Below are 19,820 nucleotides of genomic sequence, written 5' to 3'. Positions count from 1 at the left end.
CGCCCCGCCGGCCCCCGCCGCCTGCATGAGGCGGGAGATATCGACCCGCCGCAGCTCCAGCTCCCCCTTGGCCCGCAACGCGCCGTTCTCCTGCGGCACCAGCAGGAATTCGCCGCCCAGCCGGCCCTGGCCGATGCCGAATTGGACAGGATGCAGCCGGATGGTGCCGTCCTCGATATCCAGCGTCACCTGCAGGCTGTCGAAGGGCATGCCCTGGCCGATGATGGAGGCGGCGCTGTAGCGGAGGTGGATATCGGCCGCCCGCAGCCGGGGGATGCTGATCGTGCTGGTCGGCAATAGCCGGGGGCTGGCCTCCGCCCGTGCCAGCGCTTGGCGCTGCTGCGCCGTCTGCCCCGGCGTATCCGCCCGGCCCGGCGTCCCGCCGATGAAGCCGCTGAGATCGGCCAGGTCGACCCGCTTTGAGCTCACATCCGCATCCAGCACCGGCCGCTCGCGCGAGGGAGTAATGCTGAAGCGTCCGCCGATGTCGCTGCGGCCGAGGCGCCCCTCGACGTCGGTGAAGCGGAAGGCACCCTCGGCGTAATCCAGCTTGCCGGTCACCCGGTAGGGCGGCGTCGCCGGGATCACCACGCCGACCAGCGGCGCCAGCAGCGCCATGTCCGGCCCGGCGAAATCGAGCCGCAGGTCGGCGCCCTTCAGCGCCACCGGGTCCTGCACCGTGCCCTGCAGGGCGACGCGGGTCGGCCCATTCGCCAGGTTCAGCTGCACCGGCCAGAGCGTCGCCTCGTCGCGCAGGTTGAGGATGGCGCCGCCGCGCAGGTCGGCGGTGATGGGCTGGGCGGCATAGGTGCCGCGCGCCTTGGCGACGATCCGCGACGGCTCGCCTTCCGGATCCTCGGTCGCCGCCTCGATGTTGAAATCCGCGCGCAGCTTGGCGATTGCGACATGCGCCAAGCCGCCGGTGATCCGCAGCGCCCCGATCTTCGGCGCCGGGGATGCCGCCTCGGCCACCGCCGGGCCCGGCCCGCCGAGGTCGAAGGTATAGTTGTCCTTGCCATCGGCCCGGCCGATCACCTCGAAGACCGGCTGGTCCAGGGTGACCACCGGGATGGCGACGGAGCGGTCGCGCAGCCAGCCGGCCACGTCGAAATCCAGGCTGGCGCGCGGGATGGCGGCGAAGGGCGGCGCCTCATCGAAGCCCTCGGGATTGCCGATGCGCAACCCCTCGGCGCTGATGCTGGTGACCTTGCCCAACTTCACGTGCAGATGCTCGATCGTCACCGGCCGGCCGAGCCGGGCGCTCGCCTGCGCCTCGACGATCGGGATCAGCCAGTCCCAGCGGAACACCAGCACCAGCACCACGATGGCCAGCAGCGGCAGTCCCAACCCCAAAGCCCATCGCCGCCCACGCATTCGCATCTGCCTCCCGAGGCAGAGCGCGACGGGAGGCGAATGGTTCAGCCTGCTTCGGCGACGATGGCCTCACAATGTTCCATCACCTCGCGTCCGGTCAGGTTCCAGACCGTGATGCCGCCCACCATCAGGCATTGCACCAGGCCCTCGGCCAGTTCCGGCAGGGTCAGGCCGAGCCGGATGGCATTGGCCGCATGCGCCTTGGCCCCGCGGTTCTGCCCGACCAGCACGTCGAGCAGGGCGAAGATCAGCTCCTTGGTCTTGAGGTCGAGCGCGCCGCCATCCTCCTGGCCGCGCATCAGCGCGGCGCGCATCAACCCATAGCCGGCGAAGGCGCCCGGGGCGTGGCGGATCAGCGGCTGGAAGCTCTCGGGCACGCCGCCATGCGTCGCCTCGAAGCTGGCGATGCCGGCGTCGAGCGCCGCCTTGGTGATGTCCATTGCCGGTCCTCCCTCAGGCCGCGCGGCGGTCCAGCCAGTCGCGGAAGCGGTACCAATTGCCGACGATCGGCAGCATCCAGGGCGTGCCCGTATAGAAGGCGCGGGTCGGGAAGTCCCGGCCGTCGAAGACCGGCAGGCGATTGGTGCCGCCCAGCAGCTTCTTGCCCACCTCGGCGCCGAGATAGCTCAGCATCGCCACGCCGGAGCCGTTGCAGCCCATGGCGTAATGCAGCCCCTTCGGCGTGACGCCCATGTGCGGCAGCGCGTCGAAGGCGAAGGCGACATTGCCGGTCCAGGCATGGGTGACGCGCACGCCGGCCAGCTGCGGCCAGCGCGCCAGCATCATCTCCCGCAGGATCGGCGCCGAGACCTCGGGCGAGACCTGGGTGAAGCGGGCGCGGCCGCCGAACAGCACCCGCGTCCCATCCGGTGACATCCGGTAGTAGGACAGGATGCGGCGGCTATCGGCCAGGGTCCGGCGCTTCGGGATCAGGCTGGCGGCCAGCGCCGGGTCCAGCACCTCGGTTGCGATGATATGGGAGGCGACGGGGATCAGCCGGCGCTTCAGGTCCGGCGTCAGCCCGCCGGTATAGCCGTTGGTGGCGATCACCACCTCGCGCGCCTCGATCGGCCCCTGGGTGGTCTCGACCCGCCAGCCCTCGGCGATCCGGGTGAGCTTGCCGGCACGGCAGCGGCCGATCAGGGTCGCGCCGTATTTCCGCGCCGCCGCCAGCAACCCGCGGTGATAGAGCGCCGGATGGATCTTGCCGGTGCGGTTCACCACCATGCCGCCATGGTAGTAGTCGGAGGCCATCTCCTCCCGCTGCCGGGCGCGCGGGACCATATGGGCATCGGCATCGGCCAGCTCGTTCAGCACCTCCGCCTTGGCCGCCATGCCGTCGTAGTGCTTGGGCGTCCAGGCGCCGACGAAGCGGCCGGTGCGCTCGTAGTGGCAGGCGATATTCTCGCGGGCGATCAGCCCCTCGATATGGTTCAGCCCGGCCAGGCCATCGGCCATGATGGCCCGCATCTCGGCCTTGGCCTCCTCCACTCCCTGCCGCCCCTTGGCGCCCGAGAGGCCCTTGCCGACGTTGTTGCCACCCGAGACGCCGCCGCCGTTGCGGGTCGAGGCGCCGTAGCCCAGCGGCTCCGCATCCAGCACCACCGCATGGGCGCCGCCGCGGCCCAGCTCGATGGCGCAATTCAGGCCAGTGAGGCCGCCGCCGACGATGACCACATCGGCCTTGGCCGGCAGCGCCTCGGGCGGGTCGTCGCCCATGGTGATGTCGTCCCACCAATAGGGCGTCGCCTTGAAGTCGGGATGGAAGACGGTGGGGTCCATGGGCTTCCCTCAGCGAGACATGGTGGTGGCGAGCGCGCCGCGCCCGAAGATGGCGGTCAGCCCGAGGCAGACGCCGACCAGCAGGATCTGCAGGACGGAGACCGCGGCGATGGTCGGGTCCACTTCCATCATGATGTTGTCGAACATCTTCTTCGGCAGCGTCATCGAGGCGCCGGACAGGAACATCGCCAGCACAAGCTCGTCGAAGGAGCTGACGAAGGCGAGGAAGGCGGCGGAGATCAGGCTTGGCCGCAGCTGCGGCAGGGTGATGCGCCAGACCGCGGTGAACCAGGAGGCGCCCAGCCCGGCGGCGGCCTGTTCCTGCGCCTCGTCGAAGGTCCGCAGCCCGGCGCTGGTCAGGATCACCACGAAGGGCAGCGCGAGGACGGCATGCGCAACCGCCACGCCATACCACTCGCCAATGAGCTGCAGCCGGCTGAAGACGCCATAGAGCGCGATCGAGAGGATGATGGTCGGCACGATGATCGGTGCCGCCGCCAGCCGGTCCAGCGCCCGCACCCAGCGCCGGCGCGACCGCACCAGCGCGAAGGACAGCGGCACGCCGAGCCCCATCGCCAGCACGGTGCAAAGGGTGGCCGCCTGCACGCTGCGGATGGTCGCGTCGATCCAGCCGGGGTCGTTGAGGTAGCGCTGGTACCACTGCCAGGAGAAGCCCGGCGGCGGGAATTGCAGATAGGCGGCCGAGGAGATGGAGATCGGGAAGACCACCAGCAGCGGCAGCATGAGGAAGACGAAGACCAGGCAGACGAAGCCCGTCAGCAGGCCCTGCCCGGCGCTACGGCGTCGCATGCCGCGCCCCCCCGCCGAAGCGCCCGACCAGCGCATAGATCGCCAGGGTCACCGCCAGCAGCACCGCCGAGAGCGCCGCGGCGAAGGGCCAGTCGAGGAATTCGCGCACTTGCTGCTCGATCAGCATGGAGATCATGATCACCCGCCCGCCCCCCAGCAGCGCCGGGGTGATGAAGAAGCCGAGCGAGAGCACGAAGACCAGCGCGCAGCCGGCCGAGACGCCCGAGAGCGAGAGCGGCAGGGTGATGCGGGTGAAAGCCCGCCAGGCCGGCGCCCCCAGCCCCTCCGCCGCGCGGCCCAGATCCGGGTCGATCCGCAGCAGCGCCGCATAGATCGGGAAGACCATGTAAGGCAGCAGCACATGCACCATGCCGATCAGCACGCCGGAGGTATTGTACAGCAGCATGACCGGCGCATCGATCAGCCCCCAGTCCCGCAGCATCCGGTTCAGCACGCCGTTGCGGCCGAGCAGCACCATCCAGGCATAGGTGCGCACCAGCACGCTGGTCCAGAACGGCAGCAGCAGCGCGAACAGCCCGAGCGCCAGCCCGAGCCGCCCGGCGCGCGACAGCCAGAGCGCCACCGGATAAGCCAGGACCAGGCAGATCGCCGTCACGACGGCGGCGATGCGCAGGCTGTCGCCCAGCACCGAGACATAGAGCCCGTCGAGCGCCGCCTTCTCGAAGTATTCGAGCGAGCCGCCCTCCACCGACATGGCCAGCAGCCGCAGCACCGGGAAGGCGAATAGCCCGAGCAGCAGCACCAGCGCCGGCAGCGCCAGCAGCAGCAGGAGCCGCTCCCTCGCCTTAGCCACGCGGGACGACATGCACATCCTCCGCGGCGAAGCCGAGGGCGACGGTCGCCCCCTCCCCGGCCGGCGGCGGCGTCGAGGGCCGCAGCGGCACCCGCGCCAGCACCTCCGCCCCGCCCTCCACCTGGACCCGCAGCTTGGCGGAAAGCCCGAGGAAGATCGTCTCCAGCACCCGCCCGGTCGCCTGGCAGTCGAGGCCCGCCGCCTCCGCATCCAGCCGCAGCGCCTCCGGCCGCAGCAGCAGCGTCGCCGGCCCCGCGGCTGCGGCGACCGGCACCCTGCCGAAGCCCGGCACCGCCACCGCCCCGCCGCGCGCCTCGCCCTCCAGCAGGTTGGACTCGCCGAGGAAATCCGCGACGAAGCGGGTCGCCGGCCGGGCATAGACCTCGGCCGGGGCGCCGACCTGGTCCAGCCGGCCGTGGTTCATCACCGCGATCCGGTCGGACATCACCAGGGCCTCCTCCTGGTCATGGGTGATGAAGAGCGTGGTCAGGCCGAGCCGGCGCTGCAGCCGACGGACCTCGAGCTGCAGCCCTTCCCGCAGCTTGCGGTCGAGCGCGCCGAAGGGCTCGTCGAGCAGCAGCAGCCGCGGGCCGAAGACAACGGCACGGGCCAGCGCCACCCGCTGCTGCTGCCCGCCCGAGAGCTGCCGCGGCAGCCGCCCGGCCAGCGGGCCGAGCTCGACCAGCGCCAGCGCCTCCGCCACCCGCCTGGCGATCTCCGGCTTCGGCCGGTGCCGCATCTCCAGCGGGAAGGCGACGTTCTGCGCGACGGTCAGATGCGGGAACAGCGCGTAATTCTGGAAGACCATGCCGACGTCGCGCTGCCGCGGCGGCGCGTCCGTCACGTCCTCCTCGCCGAGCCGGACCCGGCCCTCGTCCGGCGCCTCGAAGCCGGCCACCACCTTCAGCAGGGTGGTCTTGCCCGAGCCGGAGGGGCCGAGGATGGTGAGGAACTCCCCCTCCGCCAAGTCGAGATCGACGCCGCCGAGCGCCGTGGTCGCGCCGAAGCGCTTGACGAGGCCCTGGACCGAAAGCCGCACGCGTCTAGCGCCGCAGCATCCAGCGGTTCCAGCGTTCCTGCGCCCGGGCGCCGTTCTCCGTCCACCAGGCGACGTCGAGCCAGAACTGCTTTTCGAGGTTGCCCGGCGCCGCCGGCAGCAGCGGCCGCACCTCCTCCGGCACGTATTGCATCGTCGCCGGGTTGAAGCCGGCATAGGAGAGCTCGGTCGCATAGACCGCCTGCAGCCGCGGATTGGTCATCACCTGGATGAATTGCTGGCCCCAATAGGCCTGCCGGGTGCCACGCGGGATGCCGTAGATGCTACTCTTGAGGCTGCCCTCGGTGAAGTCGGTGGCGACCGGGGCGCCCGAGCGCGTCAGCTCGAAGAAGCGGCCGTTCCAGCCGGTGGCGAGGACGACTTCCTTGTCCACCAGCAACTGCGCCGGCTGCGCGCCGGTGGTCCACCAGACCACGATATGCGGCCGGATCTCGTCCAGCTTGCGGAAGGCCCGGTCCATGTCGAGCGGATAGAGCTTGTCCATCGGCACGCCATCGGCGAGCAGCGCGAATTCGAGGTTGTCCACCGGGTGGTTGCGCAGCGAGCGCGGCCCGGGGAAGCGCTTCACGTCCCAGAATTGCGCCCAGCCCTTCGGCTGGCTGCCGCCGGGGAAGCTGTCGGTCCGGTAGCCCAGCGCGGTGGAATAGGCCGAGGAGACATAGACATGGCTGTCGATCGCCGCCGCCGGATAGCCGCTGCGGTCGATGATGGCGGCATCGAGCGGCTCCACCAGGTTCATCTGCTTCACCCGGACCGCGTCCTGGCCGCCGATCTCGGTCACCGTCCATTCCGGATTGCCGCTTTCGACCATGGCGCGCAGCTTGCCGAAATCCACCGGGGAGGTATCGACCACCCGGATGCCGTGCAGCTTCTCGAATTCGACGAAATAGGTGCGGCGGAAGATGCTGGCCATGGCGCCGCCCGAGGCATTCACCACGATGCGGTCCGGCTTGGCCCGCGCCGGCTGGCCCAGTGCGGGACTGGCAAGCAGGGGGCTGGCCAGGGCCAGGCCGGCCGAGCCCAGCAGCAAGGTTCGACGGCGCGGATGATCGGTCATGGCAGGCCCCCTCGGATTCGGCGGGCAGAGTGCGATGCCGCCCGCCGCCTGGGAAGCCGCCTTCTCAGGCGGCATCCTCGGTCGCCGCGCTCAGGGCGGCGAAGATGCCGGGCACGGCACCCGCCGGCAGCGGCCGGCTGAACAGGTAGCCCTGCGCCTCGGTGCAGAGCCCGTCGCGCAGCAGGGCGAGCTGGTCCTCCGTCTCCACCCCCTCCGCCGTCGTCGTCATGCCGAGCTGACGGCAAAGCTCGGTCACCGCCCGGACGATGGCATCGCAATCGCCACCCTGGCCCAGCCCCTCGATAAAGGACCGGTCGATCTTGACCTTGTCGAAGGGAAAGCGCCGGAGGTAGCTCAGCGAGGAATAGCCGGTGCCGAAGTCGTCCATGGCGATGCTGACGCCGAGGTCGCGCAGCGCATGCAGCGTCCCCAGCGTCGCTTCGGTATCCTCCAGCATGACGCTCTCGGTGATCTCCAGCTCCAGCCGGTGCGGCGCCAGGCCGGAGCCCTGCAGCGCCGCCGCCACCTCGGCCACCAGGTTGCGGTTGCCGAACTGCACCGGGGACAGGTTGACCGCGACCTTGATGTCCCCGTCCCAGCGTGTCGCATCGGCGCAGGCCCGCCGCAGCACCCATTCGCCGATCGGCACGATCAGCCCGATCTCCTCCGCCAGGGGGATGAACTCCGCCGGCGGCACCAGCCCGCGCTCGGGGTGATTCCAGCGCAGCAGGGCTTCGAAGCCGCAGATCCGGCGGGACTTCAGGGTCATCAGCGGCTGGTAGTAGATCTCGAATTCGCCGGCGATCAGCGCCTTGCGCATGTCCATCTCCAGCACCCGGCGCGCCTGCATCAGCGCATCCATCCCCTGCTCGAAATAGCGGTAGCGCCCGCGGCCATCGGCCTTGGCACGATAGAGCGCGAGGTCGGCGCATTTCAGGACATGGTTCGCCTCCTCCCCATCGGCGGGCACCAGGGCGATGCCGATGCTGGTGCCGATCACCACCTGATGCCCCTCCAGCTCATAGGGCGCGCTCAGGGCCTCGATCAGCCGGGTGGCCAGCACCGTGGTATCCTGCGGCACCTCCACCCGGGACTGCACCACGGCGAATTCGTCGCCGCCCAGCCGGGCGACCGTATCCGTCTCCCGCACAGTCGCCTTCAGCCGCCGCGTCACCGCGCGCAGCAGCGCATCCCCCACCGGGTGCCCCAGCGTGTCGTTCACCGCCTTGAAGTGGTCGAGGTCGAGGCAGAGCACCGCGCAGGCCTCCCCCCGCCGGCCGCGGGCGATGGCCTGGCCCAGCCGCTTCTGGAACAGCACCCGGTTCGGCAGCCCGGTCAGCGCATCATGATGCGCCATATGGGCGATCTTGGCCTCGGCCTGCTGCCGCTCGGTGATATCCTCGATGGTCACCAGCCAGCCATGGTCCTGCATCGGCTTGAAGCGGATGGACAGCGCCCGGCCATCGGCCAGCTCGCGGATCTCGGCCACCGGCACGCCGCGCGCCTTCAGCCGCCGCAGGCGCCAGGCCAGGCCGAAGGTATCGGACGGTGCCAGCGCGGCGCTCGCCCGCGCCTGCTCCAGCAGCGCGGCGAGGCCGGTGCCGGGCTCCAGCGCCGCCGGCGGCAGCTGGAACATCTCGGCCAGCCGCGGATTGGCGACCACCAGCCGGTCCGCCGGGTCGAACATGCAGAGCGCCTGGGACATGTTGCCCAGCGCCGCGCCGAAGCGCAGGTGCTGCAGCCGGGCCGCCGCCGCCGCCCTTTCCCGCTCCTCGGACAGCGCCAGCGCGGTCTCGGCCAGGCTGCGCGCCGCCTCGGCCCGGGCGATCGCCGCATTGGCCTCGGCCAGCAGCCGCTGGCCGCGGAAGCGCCGCAGCAGCAGCAGCCCGATCGCCGCCACGACGAGGTTCAGCAGCACCGCGCTGCCCACCAGGTACCAGCAGAGCGCGCGCCATTCGGCCAGCGCTGCCGCCACCGTCGTGGTCACGGTCACCGCCAGCGGAAAGCGGCTCATCCGATGCACCGCGATCAGCCGGTCCTGGCCATCCGTCCGGCTCACCTGCTGGGCGAAGCCATGCGCCTCCCCGCTCTCGGCGATCTGGCGAAAGATCGGCGTCTGGGCATAGGACTGGCCGATGCTCGCATCGAGGTGCGGATGCCGGGCCAGCATCAGCCCATCGTGGCGGAACAGGGCGATGGAGGCGCTGGGATCGGGCAGCACGGAGCGGTAGAGCCGCTCGAAATAGGCCAGTTCCACCGTGCCCAGGATCAGGCCGAGGAATTCGCCCTCACCGGAGGTGACCTTGCGGGCGATGTAGATGGTCCAGGTGCCGGTGCCGCGGTTGGGCACCGGGGCGCTGATGTAGCTCAGCAGGGCGGGATCCGACTTCAGCGCCTTGAAGTAGTCGCGGTCCGCCACGTTCACCGTCGGGATGGGCCAGTAGCGGGAGAAATTGACCAGGTTTCCGTCGGTATCGATGGCGGTCAGCGCATCGAGCTGCGGCAGGTTGCGGATGCGGTTCTGCAGCCGCTGCTGCATCCGCTGCCCCGTCATCAGGCTGCGGAAATCCTCCGGCGTCTGCAGCCCCTCGGCCTTCAGCCTTTCCTGCAGGGCGGCCTGCAGCAGGCCGACCGCCTCGAAGGACCGCTCGGCCTGGTCGGCCAGGACCAGCGCGAGGTTGCCGAGCTGATGGGTCTGGTCCCGCAGCGCCCGGTCCCGCAGATGCGCGAGCAGCAGCCCGGTCGCGGCGGTGACCAGCAGGCAGAAGGCCAGGCCCGAGGCCAGCAGCAGCCGCCCCGGACCGCCGCGCGGCGCCGGCCGGCCGGGCCGCGCCGCCGCCACCGCAGGCTTCGCCGCCGCCGCCTCGGTGCCCATCGCCGTCCCGAGCCGGCGGAACACCCGGGCGGCGTTGCGGGCATGGCTGGGACCAGGGGCGGGACCAGGGGCGGAGGGTGCGGTCGCAGTGGCGCTCATCGGTCCGTCCATCTCGAAGACAGACCGCAAATTTGGCGATATTTCCTAAAATAGCGTTAGCCGCGCCCGCCGCCTCGGCCCTGGCTCAGCGGCCGGTGCCGGAGCCCGTCGCCCCTGGGCTGGTCGGCACCGTGGCGCCCGGGCCGATCCGCCCGATATTGCCGAAGAGCGCCTGGAGCAGGGTGCGGTCGTTGCCCGGCGTCGGCGTCTCCCGCGCCACCATGGCGACCGACTTGCCGTCGTCCTCGCCCAGGATCCGGGTCTTGGTCACCACGCCCTGCGCATCGAATTCGATCACCACCGTCTGCTGGTCGGTCACCGAAAGCTCCCGCCCCGGCCGCGTCCGGGTGCGGCTGCTGATGTAGTACCAGACCGGATCGCCGAAGGTGCTGGACTGCGTCGGGGAACCGAGCAGCGCCTGGACGTCCTGGCGGGTCTGCACGCCGGGCGTGATCTCCGCCAGCTGATCCTCCGTCACCCGGTTGCCGCGCTGGATGGTCGGGGCCTGGAAGACGCTGCAGCCGGCCAGCAGCAGCCCGCCGGCCAGGACCGCCGCCAGCCGGCAGGACCGGATCGCACCGATCGCGGCGCTGGACTCGTTGACCGGACGGCAAGGGCGATCCATGTCTCTGGTCCCATCATGAGGTGGGCCGCCGGCATGGTGCCGGGGGCGAAGCCTGGGTTATGCGTCGGCGGGCTGCCCGCGCCGCGGCCGGATTGGCCCGGAGCGGAAACAGGCACGCAAGTCACCGGCGCGAATGCCATCATGCCACGATACGGTCAACCGCACCGCCACCTTGAGGACATCCGCCATGGGCCTGCTCGCCCTGTTCCGCCGCAAGCCCCATGAACGCACCGGCTTCGAGCTTTATGGCGCCGCCGTCGCCGCCGCCCGTGCCCCCTGGTTCTTCGGCCCCCTCGCCGTGCCCGATACCCTGGACGGCCGCTTCGACGTGGTCGGCCTGCATGTCGCCCTGCTGATCCGCCGGCTGCGGCAGGATGCCGACAAGCGCGGCCCGGCCATCGCCCAGGCGGTCTTCGATGCCATGTTCGCCGACATGGACATCAACCTGCGGGAGATGGGGGTCAGCGACCTCAGGGTCGGCAAGCGGATGCGGCAGATGTGGGAGGCCTTCCACGGCCGCTGCCTGGCCTATGAGGCGGCGCTCGATGCCGGGGACCAGGCCGCGCTCGCCACCGCGCTCGACCGCAACGTCTGGCGGGCGGAGGCCGAGGCCAGCCCGCCGCCGGCCGCCGCGCTGGCGCTGGCCGGGCACATGGCCGCCATCGCCGCCGGCCTGGCCGGCCAGCCCTTCGCCGCGCTGGCCCGGGGCCAGGTGCAATTCCCCGCCACGCCCGCGCCCACCCCCTCTGCGTCGGAGGCGATCCATGCCGCCTGAGCTGACCATCCCCGAATTCCACCGCCCCGTGCCGCTCGGCACCCTGGGCCAGGGCGGCCATTCCGGCCGGCGCCTGGTCCTGGAGGCGACGCCGGCGGAATGCGCCGCCCTGGCCGGCCGACTCGGCATCCTCGGCCTCGCCAGCCTGTCCGCCGTCCTGCAGCTCACCCCGGAGGAAGGCGGCACCGTCCAGGTCGAGGGCCAGCTCGCCGCCCGGCTCACCCAGGCCTGCGTCGTCAGCCTCGACCCGGTGGAGCAGGTGGTGGACGAGCCGGTGATCTTCCGCCTGCTACCCCCCGGCCGCGAGCCGGCGGATGGCCCGGACGAGCCGGACGAGATCGAAAGCCCGGACGGCATCGCCGACCTTGGTGAGGCGCTGGCCGAATTGCTGGCCCTGGCGCTGGATCCCTATCCCCGCGCCCCGGCGGCGGCGCTGCCCGTCGAGGCCGGCGGCGCCGTCACCGGCGGCTTCGCCGCCCTGGCCGCGCTCCGCCGCAAGGGCTGAGGCGCCGCCCCGGCGAATCCCCTGGGCCTGCAGCACGGCTTCGCCTTGCGCCCCTAGGGGTGCGGTGCTACAGCCCCGCGCTCCCGTTGAACCGCCTCGTGTGTTTGTAAGAAAGGCTCGGCGCCATGGCCGTCCCGAAGAAAAAAGTTTCGCCCTCCCGCGCCGGCATGCGTCGCAGCCATCAGGCCCTCACCAAGATGGCCCATGCGGAATGCTCCAATTGCGGCGAGCTGAAGCGCCCGCATCACGTGTGCTCCGCCTGCGGACACTACGATGGCCGGGAAGTCGTCCCCGCCGGTGACGCGCTGAAGGCCGCCATCCGCAACTGAGCGGCAGCAGGCACCCCGGCGGAGCATCAGGAACCGTGTCGCAAAACGTGGCGGCGCCCGCCTTCGCTCTGGCGATCGACGCGATGGGTGGCGACAATGCGCCCGACATCGTGCTCGATGGCATGGAATTGGCCGCGGAACGCCATCCGCAGGCCCGCTTCCTGCTGGTCGGCGACGAAGCCCGGGTCGGGGCCATGCTGGCCCGCCGGCCGCGTGCCGCCAAGGCCTGCATGCTGCGCCATGCGCGGGATGTCATCTCCGCCGAGATGAAGCCCACCGCCGCCCTGCGCCAGGGCCGGCAAAGCTCGATGCGAATCGCCATCGATGCGGTCGCCAACGGGGAAGCCTCCGGCGTGGTCTCCGCCGGCAATACCGGCGCGCTCATGGCGCTGGCCAAGATCGTGGTGAAGACGCTGCCGGAAATCGACCGGCCGGCGCTGGCCGCCATCGCGCCTTCCGCCCGGGGCGACGTGGTCATGCTCGACCTCGGCGCCAATATCCAATGCGATGCCCGCAACCTGGTCGAATTCGCCGTCATGGGCGACAGCTTCGCCCGCGCCGTGCTGGGCCTCAGCGCGCCGAGCTTCGGCCTGCTCAACGTCGGCTCCGAGGAGCTGAAGGGCGACGAGCGGGTCCGCGCCGCCGCCGATATCCTGCGCGAGAGCCATATCGGCGCCAATTTCCACGGCTTCATCGAAGGCCACGACATCGCCGCCGGCACCGTCGACGTGGTGGTGACGGATGGCTTCACCGGCAATGTCGCGCTGAAGACCGGCGAGGGCGCCCTCAAGCTGATGCGCGACCTGCTGCGGCAGGTCTTCACCAGCAGCGTGCCCGCCCGCATGGGCTACCTGCTCGCCCGCCCGGCGCTGGACCGGCTGCGCGAATGGATGGACCCCCGCCGCTACAACGGCGCCATCCTGCTCGGCCTCAACGGCGTCGTGGTGAAAAGCCATGGCGGCACCGATGCAACCGGCTTCGCCCACGCCGTTGATGTCGCCATGGACATGGTGACCCACCGCTTCAACGACCGCATCCGCGAGGGACTGGGCCTGCTGTCCAAACCGGTCGCCGCGCCGGCCCCTCCCTAAGCCCCCCAGGCGCCCCCCTGGGTGGGCCCCTCACCGAGGCAGTACCGATGCCGATGATCCGAAGCCTGCTCGCCGGTTGCGGCAGCTACCTGCCGGAACGCTGCGTGCCCAATGCCGCGCTGGCTGCCGAATTCGGCATCGAGACCTCGGACGAGTGGATCATCGAGCGGACCGGCATCCGCCAGCGGCATATCGCCGCGCCCGGCGAGACCGCCTCCGCCATGGGCAGCGCCGCCGCCCGCCAGGCGCTGGAGCGCGCCGGAATCGAGGTCTCGGCCGTCGATGCCATCATCGTCGCGACCGCCACGCCGGACAGCGCCTTCCCCGCGACGGCCGTCCGCGTCCAGCAGCAGCTGGGCATCACCCAGGGCTTCGCCTTCGATGTCTCGGCCGCCTGCACCGGATTCGTCTATGCCCTCAGCATCGCCGATGCGCTGATCCGCACCGGCCAGGCCCGCTGCGCCCTGGTCATCGGCACCGAGGTCTTCTCCCGCATCCTCGACTGGACCGACCGCGGCACCTGCGTGCTCTTCGGCGACGGCGCCGGCGCCGTGGTGCTGACCGCCGGCGAGGGCGAGGGCACCTCCAGCGACCGCGGCATCCTTTCCACCCATCTCCATTCCGATGGCCGCCACGGCGACATCCTGCTGGTCGACGGCGGCGCCGGCTCCACCGGCGGCACCGGCCTGCTGCGCATGGCCGGCAAGGAGGTCTTCCGCCACGCCGTCTCCAAGCTGGCGGCGGTGGTGGACGAGGCGCTGGCGGCCAATGGCCTGGGCCATGGCGACATCCGCTGGCTGGTGCCGCACCAGGCGAACCTCCGCATCATCGAGGCCATGGGCAAGAAGCTGAAGCTGCCGCCGGAGCGCGTGGTGGTGACGGTGGACCGCCATGCCAATACCTCCGCCGCCTCCATCCCCCTCGCCCTGGCCGAGGCCTCCGGCCGCGGGCTGATCGAGCGCGGCGACCTGGTGGCGCTGGAGGCGATCGGCGGCGGCCTCACCTGGGGCGCCGCATTGGTTCGCTTCTGATCCCAGGTTTGCGACATCTCGGCAACGCTGTGGCAGTTTCGCATCGCAGCGGTTGACGGCCGCAGTCGATCTGCGTTTCCTAATGGCCAGAATGGCTTGCAGGAACCAGTTGCCGGATGAATACGCTCACGCGCGCAAACCTGGCCGAAGCGATCTATACCGAGGTCGGGCTGTCGCGGAATGAATCCGCGGCGCTGCTCGAATCCGTATTGGAGCGAGTGGCGGCCGCGCTGGAAGCGGGTGAAGCGGTGAAGATTTCCGCGTTCGGCACCTTCATGGTGCGCCAGAAAGGCCAGCGAATCGGCCGCAATCCGAAGACCGGGGTCGAAGTCCCCATCCTGCCGCGCAAGGTGCTGTCCTTCCGTCCCTCCCAGGTGCTCAAGGCCCGCATCAACGGCCAGGCCCTGCCCGAGGGGGACAACGCCGCATGAGCGAGGCCTCCCCCGTCCTCCCCGGTGGCCGCGCCCGCAAGGCCCCCACCGCCTTCCGCACCATCAGCGAGGTCGCGGACGACCTGCATATCCCGCAGCACGTCCTCCGCTTCTGGGAAACCAAGTTCCCCCAGCTCAAGCCGCTGAAGCGGGGCGGCGGCCGGCGCTACTACCGGCCGGAGGATATCGGCCTGCTCCGCCGCATCTCCGACCTGCTCTATACCCAGGGCTATACCATCAAGGGGGTCCAGCGCCTGCTGCGCGAGGGCGGATTGGGCGAATCGGAATTCCCCCAGCCCGAGCCGCAGGAGGCCGGTCCCGACAGCCTCCGCGCCATCCTCGAGGATCTCGAGGACCTCGCCGCGGAGATGCACGCCCTGGCCGGGCGCTGATCAGTTGCTGGCGGCCCGGGTGCCGCCGGATGCCCCATCGGGGATCACTTCCGGCGTGACCTCCACCGGCGCCACGCCCTGGCGCCGCATGCCGAGCCGGCTGGCCACGCGCGGGCTGAGGTCGATGACCCGGCCGCGCACATAGGGGCCACGGTCGCGGATGGTGACCCGCTCGGACTGCCCGGTTTCCAGGTTGGTCACCTTGGCGACGGTGCCGAGCGGCAGGGTCCGATGCGCCGCGGTATCCGAGGCCGGGTCGAAGCGCTCGCCGCTGGCGGTGCGCCGCCCCTCGAACTCCGGCCCGTAGAAGGAGGCCTCGCCCCGCTGCGGCGGGGCCGCGGGGGCCGCCGCGGCAGTGGGCTCGGGCGCTGCGGGCGGCGTGCTGGCGCAAGCGGTCAGGGTGAGGGCTGCCAAGGTGAGGGCCGGCAGCAGGCAGGCGCTGCCGATCGTTCCTGTTCGTGCCATGGTCGGTGATGCTCCGGTTCGGTTCGTCCCCGCGCCCAGACGCCTGGCATCCCCGTCCGTTCTCACCGAATCGCGCGGCGCCGCTCCCGCTCGCGCTGCTGTGCAGGCCGCAACGCGCCCGGCGGGAATGCCGTCCCGCCGCCTCCCGCCCGCGGCGAAGCCGGCCTCAGGCCTGGTCCTCGCGCGCCCTGGCAACCGGCAGGGCCGCGGCCACCAGGCGGGCGACCAGCGCCAGGTCGGGCGCCTCGATCCCGGCCCGCAGCAGCCCGGCATAGGCCTCGGCTTCGGCCTGCCGCAGGGCCGCACGACGGGAGACAGGGGGTTCGGGGCACGGTTGGCGCAGGGATCGAAGCACCGGCAATCCTCCTCGGATCGGCTCGGCCGGCGCTGCTGCTTTCTCCCACGGGCCGATGGTCATTCCGGCGACCCTCCCGCGCAAGGGGCCGCAGCACGACAAAGGCCCTGGGGGGCTAGGCGGAGCGCGCCCGGGGTGCTATCCCGCGCGGCGACGGATCGTAGCGCAGCCTGGTAGCGCACTTGTCTGGGGGACAAGGGGTCGTGGGTTCGAATCCCGCCGGTCCGACCATCTCTTTCTCAAAATCCGGGATTGTCGCTTGACGCCGAAAGGCGCTTAGCACAACCTGTGGTTGTCCGGGGCAAGGCCTTGTGGACCGGGCGGGCAGGATGGCCGCATCCCCGATGCAAGGCCCCGCAAAGCGATGAGCAGCATTTCCGGCGTCAGCCCGCCCTTCATGGCCGGCGCGACGCATTCCACCCGCCCCATGCCGCGCGACACCGCGGCCGAACGCGCCGATGCGAAATCCGCGCCCCCTGCCCCACCCACGGCGCCGCAGTCCCCGGTCTCGAGCAAGCGGCTCGATATCCGGGTCTAGCTACTTGCCGTCGAGCTCGCCGAGGAAGGCGCGGAAGTCCTTCGCCTCGCGGAAGTTGCGGTAGACGCTGGCGAAGCGGACATAGGCCACCTGGTCCACCTCCTTCAGCGTCTCCATGACGATCTCGCCGATCTGGCGGGAGGAGACCTCGGCCTCCGCCTCCATCTCCAGCCGGCGCTGGATGCCGTTGACGATTCGCTCGACCCGGTCCTCGTCGATCGGCCGCTTGCGCAGCGCGACGCGGATGGACCGCGCCAGCTTCTCCCGGTCGAAGGGCGCCCGGCGGCCGTCGGTCTTCAGCACCGTCAGCTCGCGCAGTTGCACCCGCTCGAAGGTGGTGAAGCGGCTGCCGCAGGCGGGACAGGACCGCCGCCGGCGGATCGCCGCGGCATCCTCCGCCGGGCGGCTGTCCTTCACCTGGGTATCCTCGCTGCCGCAATAAGGGCACTTCATCCCGTGTGCCCTTTCCGGCCCCAGCCTATTGGTAGATCGGGAAGCGCTGGCAGAGCGCCAGGACGCGGGCCTTCACCGAGTCTTCCACCGCCGTATTGGCGGCCACGTCGTTGGCGCTGGCAAGCCCGTCCAGCACCTCGCCGATCAGCTTGCCGACCTCGCGGAACTCCGCCTCGCCGAAGCCCCGCGTCGTGCCGGCCGGGGTGCCGAGCCGCACGCCGGAAGTCACCATCGGCTTCTCCGGGTCGAAGGGAATCGCATTCTTGTTGCAGGTCAGGTGCGCCCGGTTCAGCCCGCCCTCGGCGAGCTTGCCGGTCAGCTTCTTCGGCCGCAGGTCGACCAGCACCAGGTGGTTCTCGGTGCCGCCGGTGACGAGGTCGAGGCCCTGGGCCTTCAGCTCCTCGGCCAGGGCCACGGCATTGCTGACCACGGCGCGGGAATAGGCGCGGAACTCCGGCTTCAGCGCCTCGCCGAAGGCGACCGCCTTGGCGGCGATCACATGCATCAGCGGCCCGCCCTGGAGCCCGGGGAAGACGGCGCTGTTGAACTTCTTGGCCAGCGCCTCGTCGTTGGTCAGGATCATGCCGCCGCGCGGCCCGCGCAGGGTCTTATGCGTGGTGGTCGTCGCCACATGCGCATGCGGGAAGGGCGAGGGATGCGCGCCGCCCGCCACCAGCCCGGCGAAGTGGGCCATGTCCACCATGAACCAGGCGCCGATCTCATCGGCGATCGCCCGGAAGCCAGCGAAGTCCCAGTGCCGCGCATAGGCGCTGCCGCCGGCGATGATCAGCTTCGGCTTGTTCTCCAGCGCGATCCGCCGGACCTCGGCCATGTCGATCCGCTGGTCGTCGCGCCGCACCGTGTACGGCACCGGCTTGAACCACTTGCCCGACAGGTTCGCCGGCGAGCCATGCGTCAGATGCCCGCCCGCCGCGAGGTCGAGGCCCATGAAGGCATCGCCCGGCTGCAGCAGCGCGAGAAACACCGCCTGGTTGGCCTGCGCCCCCGAATGCGGCTGCACATTGGCGAAACCGCAATCGAACAGCTTGGTGGCGCGGGCGACCGCCAGGTTCTCGGCGATGTCGACGTATTCGCAGCCGCCATAGTACCGGCGCCCCGAATACCCTTCGGCATACTTGTTGGTCAGCACCGACCCTTGCGCTTCCATCACCGCGCGGGAGACGATGTTCTCCGAGGCGATCAGCTCGATCCCGTCCTGCTGCCGGCCCAGCTCCAGGCCGATGGCCTCGGCAAGCTCGGGATCGGCCTCGGCGACAGAAGCGCTGAAGAAGCGGGCGGGGCTGCGATAGGCGGTTGTCTCGTTCATGGCGTCACCCAGGTATGGCGTTTGGCGCAAGCTTGGCGAGGCGGCGGGCATGCCGGCCGCCCTCGAATTCGGTGCCGAGGAAGGCCCGCAGCGCATCGAGCGCAACCTCGGGCCCGATCAGCCGGGCGCCGAAGGCCGCTACATTGGCATCGTTGTGCGCCCTGGTAAGGCGCGCCTCGGTGGTCGAATGCAGCACCGCGGCGCGGATCCCGCCGTGGCGGTTGGCGGCGATCGACATGCCGATCCCGGTGCCGCAGACCAGCACGCCGAAGCGCGCCCGGCCATCCTGCACCGCGCTACAGACCTCATGCGCGAAATCGGGGTAGTCGACGCTGGCGGTGGCATTGGTGCCGAAATCCAGCAGCGGATGGCCGGCCTCGGCCAGGGCCTGCTGGAGGATGGTCTTCAGCGGCAGGCCGGCATGGTCGCCGCCGATCGCAATGGGGAAAGGTGCGTCGGGCATGGGGCATCCCTATCACGCGGCGGTGGCCGGCGCGAAGGCCGGTGGCGCAATCCCGGCATGCAGGAAGGCAAGGTTGGGGAGGAAAAAGCATTTCCTCCCCAAGCCCCACCTTTGCTTTTTGTGAGTCCAGGCTTCGCCGCGCGGCAGGTGCCGACTCCCAAAAATAGATGAGGGGCTTGGGGAGAATACCTTCTCCCCAACCTTCCTACTGCGGCCCGATCCGCGCCTTCTCCGGCAGCGGGATGAACTCCTCCGCATCCGACGGCACCTTGGCGAACCGCCCCGCCTGCCAATCCGCCTTGGCCTGCTCGATCCGCTCGCGCGAGGAGCTGACGAAGTTCCAGAAGACATGCCGCGGCCCGTCCATGGCGGCGCCGCCCAGCAGCAGCAGCCTTGCCCCCTGCGGCCCGGCCTTGAGCGCGAGCGAGGAGCGCGGGTGAAAGACCAGCATCCGCCCCGCCCCATGCGTCTCGCCGCCCGAGGACACCTCGCCCTCCATCACATAGGCGGCGCGCTCCTCGTGCTGGTCCGGCATCGGCACCGAGGCGCCCGGCGCCAGCACCGCATCGGCATAGAACAGCGGGGAGGAGACGGCGACCGGCGCCCGCATCCCCCAGCCCTCCCCGGCAATCAGCCGCAGCGCCAGCCCGCCCTCCTCGGCGAAGGGCAGGGTCGCCGCGGCATGGTGGGCGAAGTCCGGCGCCGTCTCCTCGGCGGATTTCGGCAGCGCCACCCAGGACTGGATCCCCGCCAGGCTGCGCCGGGCCTGCCGGCTCTCGGCGCTGCTGCGCTCGGAATGGGTGATGCCCCGCCCCGCCGTCATCCAGTTCACGTCGCCCGGCAGGATCGGCTGGTCCGAGCCGAGGCTGTCGCGGTGCTGGATCGAGCCCTCGAAGAGGTAGGTCACGGTCGAGAGCCCGATATGCGGATGCGGCCGCACGTCGAGCCCGGCACCGGCGAGGAATTCGCCCGGCCCCATCTGGTCGAAGAAGATGAAGGGCCCGACCATCTGCCGCTGCTGGGCCGGCAGGGCGCGGCGCACCTCGAAGCCGCCCACGTCATGGGCGCGCGGCAGGATCACCAGGGAGATATCGTCGGACATGGTCGGATTCCCGTCTGTTCGGGCGGACCATAGCCGCCGGCGCGGCGTCCCGGCCATCACGGCTCGGGAT

At 70.8% G+C, this 19,820-nt stretch carries 23 protein-coding genes and 1 tRNA gene; 9 read left to right on the top strand and 15 right to left on the bottom strand.

Annotation, left to right across the window (positions count from 1 at the left end; translation table 11 throughout):
• The 9 genes from AC0IW9_RS16840 to AC0IW9_RS16800 form a co-directional block, all read right to left on the bottom strand.
• Window positions 1-1,374: AsmA family protein (locus AC0IW9_RS16840; RefSeq protein WP_471649433.1), on the bottom strand; the 1,374-nt coding region annotated here is incomplete at its 3' end.
• Between the two features lie 44 nt (window positions 1,375-1,418).
• On the bottom strand, window positions 1,419-1,814 hold the full coding sequence (locus tag AC0IW9_RS16835; RefSeq protein WP_471649432.1) for a carboxymuconolactone decarboxylase family protein: 396 nt from the start codon (window positions 1,812-1,814) through the stop codon (window positions 1,419-1,421).
• Between the two features lie 13 nt (window positions 1,815-1,827).
• On the bottom strand, window positions 1,828-3,156 hold the full coding sequence (locus AC0IW9_RS16830; RefSeq protein ID WP_471649431.1) for an NAD(P)/FAD-dependent oxidoreductase: 1,329 nt from the start codon (window positions 3,154-3,156) through the stop codon (window positions 1,828-1,830).
• A gap of 9 nt (window positions 3,157-3,165) precedes the next feature.
• Window positions 3,166-3,966: an ABC transporter permease gene (locus AC0IW9_RS16825; RefSeq protein ID WP_471649430.1), complete on the bottom strand. Its 801-nt coding sequence runs from the start codon at window positions 3,964-3,966 to the stop codon at window positions 3,166-3,168.
• A complete protein-coding gene (locus AC0IW9_RS16820) occupies window positions 3,953-4,792 on the bottom strand; it encodes an ABC transporter permease (RefSeq protein ID WP_471649429.1) in 840 nt (279 codons plus the stop codon). Before AC0IW9_RS16820 ends, AC0IW9_RS16825 begins: the two co-directional genes overlap by 14 nt.
• Window positions 4,773-5,819, bottom strand: a complete 1,047-nt coding sequence (locus AC0IW9_RS16815; protein WP_471649428.1) for an ABC transporter ATP-binding protein — start codon at window positions 5,817-5,819, stop codon at window positions 4,773-4,775. The genes AC0IW9_RS16820 and AC0IW9_RS16815 overlap by 20 nt, the downstream gene beginning before the upstream one ends.
• A gap of 4 nt (window positions 5,820-5,823) precedes the next feature.
• Window positions 5,824-6,894 carry an ABC transporter substrate-binding protein gene (locus tag AC0IW9_RS16810; RefSeq protein WP_471649427.1) on the bottom strand — a complete coding sequence of 357 codons (1,071 nt, stop codon included), beginning with the start codon at window positions 6,892-6,894 and terminating at the stop codon, window positions 5,824-5,826.
• Window positions 6,895-6,958: 64 nt separating this feature from the next.
• Window positions 6,959-9,868: a bifunctional diguanylate cyclase/phosphodiesterase gene (locus tag AC0IW9_RS16805; protein WP_471649426.1), complete on the bottom strand. Its 2,910-nt coding sequence runs from the start codon at window positions 9,866-9,868 to the stop codon at window positions 6,959-6,961.
• Window positions 9,869-9,953: 85 nt separating this feature from the next.
• Entirely contained in the window at window positions 9,954-10,493 is a 540-nt protein-coding gene (locus tag AC0IW9_RS16800) for an outer membrane protein assembly factor BamE (RefSeq protein WP_471649425.1), read from the bottom strand.
• A 187-nt stretch (window positions 10,494-10,680) separates the two neighbouring features.
• Between AC0IW9_RS16800 and AC0IW9_RS16795 the strand changes: the two genes are divergently transcribed.
• The 7 genes from AC0IW9_RS16795 to AC0IW9_RS16765 all read left to right on the top strand — a co-directional run bounded on the left by AC0IW9_RS16795 (window position 10,681) and on the right by AC0IW9_RS16765 (window position 15,047).
• The gene (locus AC0IW9_RS16795) at window positions 10,681-11,268 is read left to right on the top strand and encodes a ubiquinol-cytochrome C chaperone family protein (protein WP_471649424.1); all 588 of its coding nucleotides are present in this window, start codon (window positions 10,681-10,683) and stop codon (window positions 11,266-11,268) included.
• Window positions 11,258-11,773: a YceD family protein gene (locus AC0IW9_RS16790; RefSeq protein WP_471649423.1), complete on the top strand. Its 516-nt coding sequence runs from the start codon at window positions 11,258-11,260 to the stop codon at window positions 11,771-11,773. The genes AC0IW9_RS16795 and AC0IW9_RS16790 overlap by 11 nt, the downstream gene beginning before the upstream one ends.
• Window positions 11,774-11,898: 125 nt before the next feature.
• Window positions 11,899-12,102, top strand: a complete 204-nt coding sequence (rpmF, locus tag AC0IW9_RS16785; protein WP_290316048.1) for a 50S ribosomal protein L32 — start codon at window positions 11,899-11,901, stop codon at window positions 12,100-12,102.
• A gap of 35 nt (window positions 12,103-12,137) precedes the next feature.
• Window positions 12,138-13,193, top strand: a complete 1,056-nt coding sequence (plsX, locus tag AC0IW9_RS16780; RefSeq protein WP_471649422.1) for a phosphate acyltransferase PlsX — start codon at window positions 12,138-12,140, stop codon at window positions 13,191-13,193.
• A 47-nt stretch (window positions 13,194-13,240) separates the two neighbouring features.
• On the top strand, window positions 13,241-14,224 hold the full coding sequence (locus tag AC0IW9_RS16775) for a beta-ketoacyl-ACP synthase III (RefSeq protein ID WP_471649421.1): 984 nt from the start codon (window positions 13,241-13,243) through the stop codon (window positions 14,222-14,224).
• 116 nt (window positions 14,225-14,340) lie between these two features.
• On the top strand, window positions 14,341-14,655 hold the full coding sequence (locus AC0IW9_RS16770; RefSeq protein WP_471649420.1) for an integration host factor subunit alpha: 315 nt from the start codon (window positions 14,341-14,343) through the stop codon (window positions 14,653-14,655).
• Window positions 14,652-15,047, top strand: coding sequence for a MerR family transcriptional regulator (locus AC0IW9_RS16765; RefSeq protein ID WP_471649419.1), 396 nt, complete (start codon window positions 14,652-14,654; stop codon window positions 15,045-15,047). Before AC0IW9_RS16770 ends, AC0IW9_RS16765 begins: the two co-directional genes overlap by 4 nt.
• Here AC0IW9_RS16765 and AC0IW9_RS16760 read toward each other — a convergent pair whose 3' ends face one another.
• Both AC0IW9_RS16760 and AC0IW9_RS16755 read right to left on the bottom strand, forming a co-directional pair.
• Window positions 15,048-15,512: a septal ring lytic transglycosylase RlpA family protein gene (locus AC0IW9_RS16760; protein WP_471649418.1), complete on the bottom strand. Its 465-nt coding sequence runs from the start codon at window positions 15,510-15,512 to the stop codon at window positions 15,048-15,050.
• A gap of 166 nt (window positions 15,513-15,678) precedes the next feature.
• Complete coding sequence (locus tag AC0IW9_RS16755) at window positions 15,679-15,867, bottom strand: hypothetical protein (RefSeq protein WP_471649417.1); 189 nt, start codon at window positions 15,865-15,867, stop codon at window positions 15,679-15,681.
• A 154-nt stretch (window positions 15,868-16,021) separates the two neighbouring features.
• Between AC0IW9_RS16755 and AC0IW9_RS16750 the strand changes: the two genes are divergently transcribed.
• A tRNA-Pro gene (locus AC0IW9_RS16750) sits at window positions 16,022-16,098 on the top strand.
• A 133-nt stretch (window positions 16,099-16,231) separates the two neighbouring features.
• On the top strand, window positions 16,232-16,405 hold the full coding sequence (locus AC0IW9_RS16745; RefSeq protein WP_471649416.1) for a hypothetical protein: 174 nt from the start codon (window positions 16,232-16,234) through the stop codon (window positions 16,403-16,405).
• On the opposite strand, the gene nrdR is transcribed toward AC0IW9_RS16745, so the two are convergent.
• From nrdR to AC0IW9_RS16725, 4 genes are all read right to left on the bottom strand, one after another.
• Window positions 16,406-16,858: a transcriptional regulator NrdR gene (nrdR, locus tag AC0IW9_RS16740; RefSeq protein ID WP_290316043.1), complete on the bottom strand. Its 453-nt coding sequence runs from the start codon at window positions 16,856-16,858 to the stop codon at window positions 16,406-16,408.
• A 25-nt stretch (window positions 16,859-16,883) separates the two neighbouring features.
• Entirely contained in the window at window positions 16,884-18,185 is a 1,302-nt protein-coding gene (gene glyA / locus AC0IW9_RS16735) for a serine hydroxymethyltransferase (RefSeq protein WP_471649415.1), read from the bottom strand.
• A 4-nt stretch (window positions 18,186-18,189) separates the two neighbouring features.
• On the bottom strand, window positions 18,190-18,648 hold the full coding sequence (gene rpiB / locus AC0IW9_RS16730; RefSeq protein WP_471649414.1) for a ribose 5-phosphate isomerase B: 459 nt from the start codon (window positions 18,646-18,648) through the stop codon (window positions 18,190-18,192).
• A gap of 205 nt (window positions 18,649-18,853) precedes the next feature.
• A complete protein-coding gene (locus AC0IW9_RS16725; protein ID WP_471649413.1) occupies window positions 18,854-19,750 on the bottom strand; it encodes a pirin family protein in 897 nt (298 codons plus the stop codon).
• Between the last annotated feature and the right edge of the window lie 70 nt (window positions 19,751-19,820).

The organism is Belnapia sp. AC561 (assembly GCF_979252845.1).
This window is presented reverse-complemented; position numbering and strand designations above follow the sequence as displayed.

Coding starts and splice junctions, on each gene's coding strand:
- AC0IW9_RS16825 (WP_471649430.1), bottom strand. CDS start 3,966: ATGCGACGCCGTAGCGCCGGGCAGGGCCTGCTGACGGGCTTCGTCTGC.
- AC0IW9_RS16725 (WP_471649413.1), bottom strand. CDS start 19,750: ATGTCCGACGATATCTCCCTGGTGATCCTGCCGCGCGCCCATGACGTG.
- AC0IW9_RS16765 (WP_471649419.1), top strand. CDS start 14,652: ATGAGCGAGGCCTCCCCCGTCCTCCCCGGTGGCCGCGCCCGCAAGGCC.
- AC0IW9_RS16790 (WP_471649423.1), top strand. CDS start 11,258: ATGCCGCCTGAGCTGACCATCCCCGAATTCCACCGCCCCGTGCCGCTC.
- AC0IW9_RS16805 (WP_471649426.1), bottom strand. CDS start 9,868: ATGAGCGCCACTGCGACCGCACCCTCCGCCCCTGGTCCCGCCCCTGGT.
- glyA (WP_471649415.1), bottom strand. CDS start 18,185: ATGAACGAGACAACCGCCTATCGCAGCCCCGCCCGCTTCTTCAGCGCT.
- AC0IW9_RS16775 (WP_471649421.1), top strand. CDS start 13,241: ATGCCGATGATCCGAAGCCTGCTCGCCGGTTGCGGCAGCTACCTGCCG.
- AC0IW9_RS16835 (WP_471649432.1), bottom strand. CDS start 1,814: ATGGACATCACCAAGGCGGCGCTCGACGCCGGCATCGCCAGCTTCGAG.
- AC0IW9_RS16760 (WP_471649418.1), bottom strand. CDS start 15,512: ATGGCACGAACAGGAACGATCGGCAGCGCCTGCCTGCTGCCGGCCCTC.
- AC0IW9_RS16810 (WP_471649427.1), bottom strand. CDS start 6,894: ATGACCGATCATCCGCGCCGTCGAACCTTGCTGCTGGGCTCGGCCGGC.
- AC0IW9_RS16820 (WP_471649429.1), bottom strand. CDS start 4,792: ATGTCGTCCCGCGTGGCTAAGGCGAGGGAGCGGCTCCTGCTGCTGCTG.
- rpiB (WP_471649414.1), bottom strand. CDS start 18,648: ATGCCCGACGCACCTTTCCCCATTGCGATCGGCGGCGACCATGCCGGC.
- AC0IW9_RS16830 (WP_471649431.1), bottom strand. CDS start 3,156: ATGGACCCCACCGTCTTCCATCCCGACTTCAAGGCGACGCCCTATTGG.
- AC0IW9_RS16770 (WP_471649420.1), top strand. CDS start 14,341: ATGAATACGCTCACGCGCGCAAACCTGGCCGAAGCGATCTATACCGAG.
- nrdR (WP_290316043.1), bottom strand. CDS start 16,858: ATGAAGTGCCCTTATTGCGGCAGCGAGGATACCCAGGTGAAGGACAGC.
- AC0IW9_RS16800 (WP_471649425.1), bottom strand. CDS start 10,493: ATGGATCGCCCTTGCCGTCCGGTCAACGAGTCCAGCGCCGCGATCGGT.
- rpmF (WP_290316048.1), top strand. CDS start 11,899: ATGGCCGTCCCGAAGAAAAAAGTTTCGCCCTCCCGCGCCGGCATGCGT.
- AC0IW9_RS16745 (WP_471649416.1), top strand. CDS start 16,232: ATGAGCAGCATTTCCGGCGTCAGCCCGCCCTTCATGGCCGGCGCGACG.
- AC0IW9_RS16795 (WP_471649424.1), top strand. CDS start 10,681: ATGGGCCTGCTCGCCCTGTTCCGCCGCAAGCCCCATGAACGCACCGGC.